Annotated in this window: 8 protein-coding genes, 1 tRNA gene, 1 other RNA gene and 1 pseudogene; all 11 read right to left on the bottom strand. The window is 34.4% G+C overall.

Annotated elements, in window-relative coordinates:
• Nucleotides 1-493: 493 nt before the first annotated feature.
• A pseudogene (locus CD116_RS05860) lies at nucleotides 494-590 on the bottom strand (hypothetical protein).
• Nucleotides 591-798: 208 nt separating this feature from the next.
• A complete protein-coding gene (recR, locus tag CD116_RS05855; protein WP_000559158.1) occupies nucleotides 799-1,395 on the bottom strand; it encodes a recombination mediator RecR in 597 nt (198 codons plus the stop codon).
• A 6-nt stretch (nucleotides 1,396-1,401) separates the two neighbouring features.
• Nucleotides 1,402-1,719, bottom strand: coding sequence for a YbaB/EbfC family nucleoid-associated protein (locus CD116_RS05850; protein WP_001213992.1), 318 nt, complete (start codon nucleotides 1,717-1,719; stop codon nucleotides 1,402-1,404).
• 89 nt (nucleotides 1,720-1,808) lie between these two features.
• The gene (dnaX, locus tag CD116_RS05845) at nucleotides 1,809-3,506 is read right to left on the bottom strand and encodes a DNA polymerase III subunit gamma/tau (RefSeq protein ID WP_047548478.1); all 1,698 of its coding nucleotides are present in this window, start codon (nucleotides 3,504-3,506) and stop codon (nucleotides 1,809-1,811) included.
• Nucleotides 3,507-3,574: 68 nt separating this feature from the next.
• Nucleotides 3,575-4,099: a GNAT family N-acetyltransferase gene (locus CD116_RS05840; protein ID WP_047548479.1), complete on the bottom strand. Its 525-nt coding sequence runs from the start codon at nucleotides 4,097-4,099 to the stop codon at nucleotides 3,575-3,577.
• Nucleotides 4,100-4,425: 326 nt separating this feature from the next.
• An RNA gene (gene ffs / locus CD116_RS05835) (signal recognition particle sRNA large type) lies at nucleotides 4,426-4,695 on the bottom strand.
• 61 nt (nucleotides 4,696-4,756) lie between these two features.
• Nucleotides 4,757-5,485 carry a trehalose operon repressor gene (gene treR / locus CD116_RS05830; protein WP_047548482.1) on the bottom strand — a complete coding sequence of 243 codons (729 nt, stop codon included), beginning with the start codon at nucleotides 5,483-5,485 and terminating at the stop codon, nucleotides 4,757-4,759.
• 24 nt (nucleotides 5,486-5,509) lie between these two features.
• Nucleotides 5,510-7,150 (bottom strand): alpha,alpha-phosphotrehalase, encoded by a 1,641-nt coding sequence (gene treC, locus CD116_RS05825; protein ID WP_047548486.1) that lies wholly within the window; start codon nucleotides 7,148-7,150, stop codon nucleotides 5,510-5,512.
• Nucleotides 7,151-7,214: 64 nt separating this feature from the next.
• Nucleotides 7,215-8,642, bottom strand: a complete 1,428-nt coding sequence (gene treP / locus CD116_RS05820; RefSeq protein WP_047548489.1) for a PTS system trehalose-specific EIIBC component — start codon at nucleotides 8,640-8,642, stop codon at nucleotides 7,215-7,217.
• 464 nt (nucleotides 8,643-9,106) lie between these two features.
• Nucleotides 9,107-9,199: transfer RNA gene (locus CD116_RS05815), tRNA-Ser, on the bottom strand.
• Nucleotides 9,200-9,464: 265 nt separating this feature from the next.
• The gene (locus tag CD116_RS05810) at nucleotides 9,465-10,928 is read right to left on the bottom strand and encodes a glutamate synthase subunit beta (RefSeq protein WP_047548492.1); all 1,464 of its coding nucleotides are present in this window, start codon (nucleotides 10,926-10,928) and stop codon (nucleotides 9,465-9,467) included.
• Between the last annotated feature and the right edge of the window lie 9 nt (nucleotides 10,929-10,937).

The raw sequence follows: 10,937 nt of genomic DNA, 5'->3' as shown, positions 1-10,937 counted from the left end.
CGTTTTTTGGAATTAACGTTGACATATTGTCATTCAGTTTTCAATGTTCATTTTTCTTACCGACAAGAATTAATTATACATTTTATTAACATTTAAGTCAACAACTTTTTAAAATTAATTTTCGTTAGTAATTCAAGTTATTTCTTAAGTCGAGTTGTTTTGTTTGCCTCAACAAATAAATACTATACAGGCTTTCAAACTGCTTAACAACAGTAAAAATTACACCTTTACTATCCATTCTGAACGCTCTCATTCTAAAAATCGAACTTAAAGAAATTACAATTGTGAATAGTACGTTTTCTAAAACAAATAAGGTGGTTATTTTTATGAAAAGATAATAAAAAAACCGCAAAACAGAACGTTATTTTTTTACCAGAAATTAAAAATAAATTTACAAGTTTTAAATAATCTCTCAAAACACCGCTATACAGGCTGACTTAATAAGCTTTAAACCAAAGAAATACAACTACTAAGCCAGCATCTATCATTTCAATTACAAAAGAATTTCATTTGCATAGTCATTAACCATCAACCGCATTTATCAAATTAATAACACCAACACACCACAACGTTATTCCTACTTCGATAATCCAATTCGAATCATTACTATTAGATGTAACAAATCACAACCAACGATTTGCTTCTTTAAGATTACCCATCCCTCAGTAAAACTAGCTAAACCATGCCACCAACACACCACAAATAAAGTAGTACACCACACCATAAAAAAAGCCACAATGATTACACTGTGACTTTTCTTACTATAGTATTAAATTCAAAAATGTTTAATAGAAGACATTACATTTCTGTTCTACCAGCAATCGCTTTAGATAGTGTTACTTCATCTGCGTATTCTAAATCACCACCTACAGACAACCCTTGTGCTAATCTTGTTACTTTTATACCTATAGGCTTAACTAATCTAGAAATATACATCGCTGTCGATTCCCCTTCTAAGTTAGGGTTCATAGCTAAAATGAGCTCATTAACTTCATCACTTTTCAAGCGTTCAATTAATGAAGGAATATTAATGTCTTCTGGCCCAATCCCATCCATTGGAGAAATAGATCCATGTAATACATGATATAAACCTTTATACTCTCTCATTTTTTCCATTGCAATAACATCTTTATCATCTTCGACCACACAAATAACTGAACGATCTCTTTGTTTGTCTTCACAAATATAACAAGGATCATTTTCAGTAATATGACCACATACACTACAATATGTTAACTCTCGTTTAACATCTACTAAAGCTTTAGCAAATTGAACAACATCGTCTTCTTTCATGTCTAAGGTATGAAAAGCCAGACGTTGGGCTGTCTTAGGACCAATGCCTGGCAATTTCATAAAGCTATCAATTAATTTTGATATAGGTTCTGGATAATGCATCTACTATCACATTCCAGGGATGTTCAAGCCTTGAGTATGTTTACCTAAACGTTCTTGAGTAAGCTCATCAGCTTTGTTCATCGCTTCATTAGTAGCAGCTAACACTAAATCTTGTAGCATTTCAATATCATCTGGGTCTACAGCTTCTTCTTTGATTTCAACGTCAACAACTTCTTTATGACCAGTTACAGTAACTGCAACCATGCCACCACCAGCTGTACCTACAATACGCTCTTCTTTAAGTTTTTCTTGTTCTTGAGCCATTTTCTTTTGCATTTTTTGCATTTGTTTCATCATTTGTTGCATGTTTCCGCCACCGCGCATATTCCATTTCCTCCTTGAAAATCAATAAATATTTATCAATAAAATGATGTTTCTTCCATTATACATACGATTATATCGCTTGTCATGTATCACTCTTCATCAATAACATGTACCGTTTCTTCACCAAAAAGGTCTTTCGCTTTTTGAGCAATATCAGTTTGTTGTACTTGCTGCTTTGGCATTTCGTCATTATCATGTTTGCGATTTTGTAGATATTCCGTTCTAACTCTTTGCCATTGATCAGACGGTACACCAACCACTTTAACGTTTTTATTGACGATATTACAAACGACACTTTCTATATTATTACGTTTCTCATCGTCTTTATTAACAATTTCACAATGAATTTCTTCTTCAAACTTCACAAGCACATGATCTTCACTTGCTGCAACAGGTTCAGAGTTTTGCAATAAACTAACAAGCGATTTCTTATCATTGTTTTTAGCATGATCAATCACTTCTTGCCAATGATCTTTCAACAATTTGATATCGGCTTTATTGGCTCTATCTAATACTTTCGCAATTTGTTGCATCGAAAATGCATTTTTAGATTTTTGTATACCTCTTACAGGTTTTTTCGAATTTTTTTGCGTAGGCGCTGCAGTTACACCTTGCGCTTTCAACACCTTAAGTTCTTGCTCTAACTGTTCCATACGTTGCAACAACACATCTGAACTAGGTGCAGCAGCAATTGGTACCGGTTCAACTACATTCGTAACGCCTTGTGATTGCCCTTTAATCAGTTCAGCTAATTTCACTAGCAACACTTCAAAATGAACATTTTGATTCACACTAAAACGTATAGAAACTAACGTATCATTGATAAGGTCTATCATATGATACAGCATTTCTAAATCTAAGTTCATTAATGCACGATAATCGCTATCTTTATCAGCAGTCTTATTCATAATCGTATCTCTGACAAAATAAATCATGTCATTAATTAAACGATTCACTTCTTTACCTTCTGCTATAAATTGATGATATTTTTTAAAAGATGATTGTACATCACCTTGTACAATATCTTCAAACAATTGATTAAGTGCTTCATCATGTACGCTACCTGTAACATTCAGTGCATCTTGCAATGTTAACGTACCATCACCAAATGCAATAGCTTGGTCCATAATACTTAACGCATCACGCATACCACCTTCAGATGCTTTCGCAATAAACATTAACGCTTCTTCTTCATATTCAAGCGCTTGCGCATCCGCTACAAATTTCAATCGCTCAACAATTTGATCCAAACTTATTGCTTTAAAATCAAAACGCTGCGCTCTAGATATAATTGTTGGAGGAATTTTGTGTGGTTCAGTTGTTGCTAAAATAAAAATAGCATGTGCTGGTGGTTCTTCTAATGTTTTCAAAAGTGCATTAAATGCACCAGTTGTTAACATATGAACCTCATCAATGATATAAACTTTATATTTCGATTCACTCGGTGCATATTTAACTTTATCTCTAATATTTCTAATTTCATCAACACCATTGTTACTAGCTGCATCTATTTCAATAACATCTGAATTAGTTCCTTGTGTAATACCTTTACATATGGCACATTCATTACAAGGTTCTCCATCATTACTATTCAAACAATTGATTGCTTTAGCAAACACTTTGGCAATACTCGTTTTTCCCGTACCTCTTGGACCACTGAAAATATAAGCATGCGATTGTTTCTCTTTTGAAATCGCATTACGTAATGTCTTCGTTACATGTTCTTGTCCGACTACATCATCAAAGCTTTGGGGTCTATACATACGATATAAGGCTTGATAATTCAAGTTAGCACCTCCATAAACAATTACTTTTCATTATATCATGATAATACGATTACTTCTCAATCGAACATTTAATAAAAATGTTCTGGAAACTTTACGATTCCATGTGGTGCATCCGTTAAATTATCCCATAAAAATTTCACAAGTAACGGCGCATTACCCTCTACTGCTTCAATATCCTGCGCCGAAGCATCTTCATATCCTAACTTTTCAAAGTAATCCAAACAATGATCTACAACAATCGTACTGTATTCTTGGGCTTTCGCACGTTCTTCAACAGCTTGTACTAAACTTCGACCCAACTTTTGATTACGTAAGTCTGGTTTAACTGACAATGACGCAATCGCCAAAGCATAATATGTTTTATCCTTACTGTTAATTTCTATTTCTATTAACAATATATGTCCCACCACATCATTGTTTTCATTTTTAGCTATTACTTCTAATTCAAAATTATAATATGGCGACTTCCGTAAATTCTTCACTTTCCCACGTGCCTGCCAGCTCGTTTCTGGATTGATATCAAAACTTTCTTCAATACTATTTAAAGATTTATCATAATCAAGTTCTGTTAGTGTACTTAAATATATTTGCATAAGTCCTCCAAACGCATCGCTTTACAATTAATGTAAAATAATTAATCAAATTAATACTTCCATTGTAAGACACTATAGTTTATTTCACCATCATTACTTTATTAAAAACAATCATATAAAAAAGCTCAAATACATAATTCAAACAACATAATAGTAATATTATCGCTAACTGTTCTTCTTAATTAACATATAAAAAAGCTACTGCCAATAAACATTTACTCAAGAGCGATTACGCCGAGTCGTTTAAAGAAAGTAGCTTTTGCTATTATGTATAATGATTTCAAGTTTTAATCAAAGATATTAAATTTATGTTTAAAAATAAAAAACCGTGCACCTAAGAATCGAACGTAATTCACGAACGTAACCAAAGTCGTTAGCTAAATCTCGGCTACCCTACGGCACATATGATGATCCACTTAATGCTGCTTCCGTCAGGACCTGACATGGTTCATGGGTTCATATTGCATAGGACCGAAATCTTCAAACACTACGTGCTTTGGGCAGACTTCGCAAAAATACGGCCTCAACAAAGGAATTAAGCCTCGCATAAAGCGGATTTCGAGTACAGGGAACCGCTACCTCCCCACCTAGCACGGCAAGATATATATTACTATATTTTAATAGTTAATTGCAAGTATAAATGTTTTATATCATTGTTTACTTAGATCGACGTCTTGAGAAGTCATTAAATTTAAATTCATTAGCTAGATGCTTCGATATATTATATTGAAATGGAGATGTATTTTCTAAATACACAACACTTCTAACCGTTGCTGAAAATGGAATAGATATATCACCAAACAATTGATGTGCCTGTTCATCAAATGGTTCGAAAGTAATCGACTTACTTGAATAACTTATATTAAGATCTAATTCTTTTTCTAAATAATCATAAATAGAGTTGCTTGCAACCTCATTACTAATACTAGTAACGAATGACTTTAAAAAATAATCTTCATCAACAATCTTTACATGTTGATTAAGTCGACGCGTTCTTACTATATGAATGAGTTGCTCACTTGACTCTATGTTCAATGCACGTTGAACTTCCGGAACATCATGCGCTTCAACAACCTCATTCACAACAACTTCAGTTAAATAACAAACACCCATCTCTTCTTGCATTTCTCTAAAACTAACTAATTCTGAAAATGGAAATTCTGTCATTTCTTGATAAATGACAAGTGACCCTTTACCGTGAATCTTCTGAATCATACCATCTAAAGCCAATAAATCTAATGCTTTACGTACAGTTTCTCGCGAAGAACTATATAACTTTACCAATTCGTGTTCAGATGGAATTTGTTCTCCGTATTGAATCTTTCCATTCAATATATCAGCTTTCAATGCTTCATAAATTTTAATAAACTTCTTTTGTTTCATCATATTTACGCATCCACTTAATTTATTTTACGTGTTCGTTTCGACCACAATTGCTCCAAAACCGCTTATCACATTATTTTCTATCGTACCTGTTTGAATCACAATATCACTTTCATAATGTAATCCATCGGGTAATGTAACATTGTTAGATGAGAAATTTACAATCACCAACCATTGTTGACCTTTGTAATGACGCTCATAAACAAATAAACTGTCATGATCCATATAACGTGGCACAATATCTCCATACGTAATAATATCATGCGTATGTCTCAATTGTATTAATTTTTGATACGTGTAAAAAACCGAAGCTTTATCTTGAAGTGCTTTTTCAACATTAATATTTCTATAATTTGAAGGAATATCTATCCAAGGCTTACCTACTGTAAACCCAGCATTCATATTATCATTCCATTGCATTGGTGTTCTTGAATTGTCTCGCGACTTTTGTCCTAAAATTTCTAACACTTCCGCTTCCGTATGTCCCTCACTTAACAACTGATGATATGCATTGATTGATTCAACATCACGATACTGCTCTATTGAAGTAAAGTGTGGATCCATCATACCAATTTCTTCACCTTGATAAATATATGGCGTTCCTTGAAGCATGTGCAATGCAATAGCTAACATCTTAGCGCTTTGCACTCTCATTTCTTCCGACGTATCATCACCGAATCTTGAAACCACTCTTGGTTGATCGTGATTACACCAAAAAATTGCGTTCCATCCGCCACCTTCATAAATACCTCTTTGCCATTCCATCAGGATTTCCTTTAACTTATGAAAATCAAGTTTCGCATTCGTCCATTTTTCACCATCAATATAGTCCACTTTTAAATGATGGAAATTAAAGACACTATTCAATTCTTGACGCTCGGGCTTCGTATATTGAATACAGTTTTCAATTGTAGTAGAAGACATTTCTCCAACCGTCATCATGTCCGTGTTACCAAACGTTTGACTATTTAATTCATGCAGAAACTCATGCACTCTAGGACCATCCGTATAAAATTCTTTACCTATTTTGTCAGAGTCCTTAAATTCACCTTTAGAAATTAAATTAATTACATCAAATCGAAAGCCATCAACGCCAAAGTCTATCCAATGATTAACTATTCGATATAACGATTGACGTACTTCGGGATTATCCCAATTCAAATCAGCTTGACTCACGTCAAATAAATGTAAATAATATTCATCTGTTACAGGATCATATTGCCATGCATTTCCTCCAAATTTGGAATGCCAATTTGTCGGAGGACCATCCTCAGATGCTTTGAAAAAGTAAAAATCTCTATATGGATTGTCTTTAGATTTACGAGCCGCTTTAAACCATTCATGCTCCGTCGATGTATGATTGATTACAATATCTAACATCACTTTCAAACCTTTTTCATGTGCAACATTAATTAACCTTTCAAAATCGTCCATCGTACCGAAGTCTTCATTTATTTCTAAATAATTGCTTATATCATAACCATTATCATTCATTGGCGATTCATACACTGGTGTTAACCAAATATAATCGACGCCCAACAATTTGATATAATCTAATTTTTCTATAATACCATTGATATCACCTACACCATTTCCTGTCGTATCATTAAATGACTTAGGATATATTTGATATACTACTGACTTTCTCCAATCTATTTCTTTCAACACACGATGACCACCTTATAACATGATAAAAGGCGTCCTAAATAACGAACGCCCCTTTTTTATTTTATTAATCTTCAACAATTTCTTTTGCTTTTTGTTTACTAAAATTAGACATCACAATCGTTAATATACATGGTACAACAATTGCAATTACGGTTACAACAAGGTACACAGGCCAAAATTCCTTTTGAATTGAAAACAACGCCGGTACACCGCCGACACCAACTTTTCCAAGTACATTATTCATACCAACGATTGCACCCAATACACAAGATGTTGATATTGCGGCGATAAATGGATATTTTAAAGGTAAGTTTACACCAAACATGGCAGGCTCCGTAACACCTAACATACCAGAAATACTAGATGTTAATGCTAAACCTTCTTCTTTAACCATTTTGCGTCGTTTATATACAAACCATGCACCAAATGCTGCTGAACCTTGACAAATATTTGAGATTGCCACGATTGGCCATAAGTATGTACCGCCTAAACTGCTACCCATTAATTGAAAATCTACTGCTAAAAACATATGATGCAAGCCAGTAATTACAAGCGGTGCATATAGCAAACCATAAATTGCACCACCTAACCAACCAGCATGTTGGAAAATAAATGTAACACCTGTTGTAATACCAGTTCCAATCATCAAAGCAATAGGTCCGATTACGATAAAAGCTAAAAATCCAGTAACTAACAGAGCAACAGGGCCTACCACCAACATTTTAATAGAATCATGAACAACTTTATTTAATCCTTTTTCAATCTTAGCTAAAACATAAGCTGCAATTAAAACCGGCAACACTTGTCCTTGATAATTTAATTGTTTAATCTCTAATCCAAAAAGATTCCATGTTGGAATATGACCTTTTGCTATATCATACTGCGAAACTAACTGCGGATTCATTAATATTAACCCCAGTACTAACCCTAAAATAGGACTACCCCCAAACACACGCATACTACTCCAACCAATTAGTGCAGGTAAGAAAATAAAAGCGGTGTTTGCTATGACGTTTATCATATTTGAAATATCAGCTATTTGCGGATACATCACAATGAGTTCTTTCGGACCAAATAATCCTTTCATTGTAAGCAAATTATTAATCCCCATTAATAAACCTGCTGTCACAATCGCTGGTAAAATCGGTATAAAAATATCACCCAATAACTTTATCAAACGTTGCACTGGATTCCCCTTTTGAGCTGCAGCTTGTTTAGCGTCATCTTTCGAAGCCTCTTGTGCGCCAGTTTCATCAATAAATTGCTTATACACTTCATCCACTGTTCCAGGACCAATCACGATTTGATATTGATGATCCGCTTTGAACTGCCCCTTGACCAAAACGTTATTACTTAATGCATCTCTATCAACTTTACTTTCATCTTTAAGCACTAAACGCAATCTTGTTACACAATGTGTTGCAGCTTCTAGATTTTCTTTTCCCCCAATTGCGGTAACGATGGCTTTTACATCTTCTCTTTTTACAGCCATGAACTTCACTCCCTTAATGTCTTAAAAAGAGTATAACTTGTCTAGACAAGTTATGTAAAGGCTTTCATCTAAATGTTTTAATATTGCCACAATTATATAATGTAGCAATTTCTGAAAATCAATGGACAATAACTACTATGTAACAATACTTCCTCGCTACAATCGCGTTATTAACATCCCTTCAACATCTCCTCACTACCATAAAGAATAGATGTGTATCGCTCTAAATTTAAAGAAGATATTTTTATAAATCGTAAACTCACCCACAAAGTGTCCATCATATTTCATAAAATTAAAAAGACATTTAGCTATGTAAAATGCACAAGCCAAATGCCCTTCCTATCTCAATGACTTATCATTACTATAGTCAGAAATACGAGTCATTCAAACGAAAATAAAAAAGGTAAACACTCAAACTTTGAGTACTTACCTTTTTTATATATAGTATTTAATATTAATATTGATGGCGGAGGAAGAGGGATTCGAACCCCCGCGAGCCGTTAAGCCCCTGTCGGTTTTCAAGACCGATCCCTTCAGCCGGACTTGGGTATTCCTCCTAAACACAATATTTATCATATATGAACGTTCTGTAAAAGTCAATATCGTTTTTAAGCATTACATGATTATCACAAATCATTGTCATCCACTACAGTTGACCTATAAAATGAATGTAAAAAATCCCTACTTATAATTAATCAGCAGTCATACGAACCTTTGTATCTATATTACAAAGATGGTATTTGACGTTGATAGATATTGAGTCGTTTTCTTTTCAATTCAGCACTATACAACGTCAACGTAACCACCAATTTCACACAAAGATTAAACACAAACTTTACTCGCTAAATACTGATCTACTGCTTTCGCTACGCCTCTACCTTCTTTAATCGCCCATACAACTAAACTTTGACCGCGTCTAGCATCCCCAGCAGCAAATACCTTTTCATTATTAGTTTGATAATTTGTATCATTTGCCACAATTCGATTTCGATCAGTTTCAATATTAAAAGCATGCGGCACTGTTGGTTCTGTACCTTCAAATCCAATAGATAACAATACAAGCTCTGCAGGCCAAAATCTTTCAGGTCCTTCTTTCATTACCATACCATTGTCACCTTGCTCTAAAATTTGTGTATACAAACCGCGAATGTGACCCTTGTCATCTATATCGTAACGCATCGTTTGAACACCATATGCACGTGGTTCTTTACCAAACTTAGCTTCATATTCCTGATGCGCATAATCCATTTTAAATACTGGCATCGCTAATGGCCATGAAGCATTTTCTTCAAATGTAATGGCTTCAGGTAATTTCGTATACTTATTGAATTGAACAATCGATTTACAGTTTTCTCTTAATGCTGTTGCTACACAGTCTGCACCTGTATCACCAGCACCAATAATGATGACATTTTTATCCTTCGCTGTAATAGTGATATCATCAATTTCACCATTTAAAAGTTGTGTTTGTTCAGTCAAATAGTCCATAGCAAAATGTATACCTTCACCCATACGGCCTTCCAAAGGTAAATCCCTACCTTTTTGTGCACCAGTACATAATATAATGGCATCATACTCAGATTCTAACGTTGCTTTATCAATATCAACGCCTACTTCAACACCATTAATGAAAGTAATACCCGCTTCTTCCATTAACTTAATACGACGTCGAACCACATCTTTATCAAGCTTCATATTAGGTATACCATACATTAATAAACCACCTGATTCTCTAGCACGTTCATAAATAGTCACTTGATATCCTAGTAAATTCAGTTCTTCAGCAGCAGTTAATCCTGCTGGACCGCTTCCAACGATTGCTACTTTTTCATCTCTACGGCGACTCGGAACTTTCGGCGCTACCCAACCATTTTCAAAAGCTTCATCAATAATTGTGCGTTCAATACCTTTAATCGCAATCGATTCTCTATTAATCTTCATCACACAAGCACTTTCACATGGTGCAGGACATACACGCCCTGTAAAGTCAGGAAAGTTATTTGTTTCGCTTAAGCGTTCATAAGCAGTTTTAAAATCTTGATGATACACTAAGTCGTTCCATTCAGGAATGTAGTTTCCAATTGGACAACCTATTGTTTCCCTACCATACTGTTGGCCAGTTTGACAAAATGGCGTTCCACAATCCATGCATCGTGCACCTTGGATAGAGGCATCTTCTTTAGTAAATCGTTGTTGGTAAGCTTTATGATGTTTTAAACGGTCTACAAGTGATAGTTCACCTAAATACTGTTTCTCATACTTCATAAATCCTTTAAATTCACCCATAGTATCTCC

It is taken from the genome of Staphylococcus schweitzeri (assembly GCF_002902405.1).
GTDB lineage: Bacteria > Bacillota > Bacilli > Staphylococcales > Staphylococcaceae > Staphylococcus > Staphylococcus schweitzeri.
Note: the sequence above shows the minus strand (reverse complement) of the source record. Positions and strands in the feature narration are given on the sequence as shown.